Origin of the sequence: Pseudomonas sp. Wu6, from assembly GCF_019891515.1 — a bacterium.
Taxonomy (GTDB): Bacteria; Pseudomonadota; Gammaproteobacteria; order Pseudomonadales; family Pseudomonadaceae; genus Aquipseudomonas; species Aquipseudomonas orientalis_A.
Genome location: NZ_JAFLXH010000098.1, coordinates 1 through 507, shown reverse-complemented (window position 1 = coordinate 507; position 507 = coordinate 1). Strand labels below are relative to the sequence as shown.

At 58.6% G+C, this 507-nt stretch carries 1 protein-coding gene; it reads right to left on the bottom strand.

Annotation, left to right across the window (positions count from 1 at the left end; all coding sequences use genetic code 11):
* Positions 1-507, bottom strand: a 507-nt coding sequence (locus J1G34_RS26960; protein WP_222994869.1) for an immunoglobulin-like domain-containing protein, incomplete at both ends; no start/stop codon positions are given.

Here is a 507-nt window from a genome sequence, read left to right as displayed (position 1 = left end):
GGTGCTGACGGTCGAACCGTTAACGTAGACGTCATTGGCCGGGGTATCGACAACCACAGTACCTGTGGACTCACCCGCCTTGATGGTAATCACCGAGCCATTGCTCAAGGTAACGCTCACCGGCGTCTGCGCGGGGTTGTTCAATGTCGCGGTGTAGGTGATCTGACCGCCTTCGGTCACGGTCGAACCGGCCGTCAGCGTGACAGTGGTGGTATCGACCACATCAGTAATGGTGGTAACCGCAGGCGTGGTGCTCGGCACCAGGTTTTCAAAGTTGCCGCCGGTTGCGCCGGTAATAGTGGTGCTGACGGTCGAACCGTTAACGTAGACGTCATTGGCCGGGGTATCGACAACCACAGTACCTGTGGACTCACCCGCCTTGATGGTAATCACCGAGCCATTGCTCAAGGTGACGTTCACCGGGGTTTGTGCCGGGTTGGTCAATGTCGCGGTGTAAGTGATCTGACCGCCTTCGGTCACGGTGGAACCGGCCGTCAGCGTGACAGT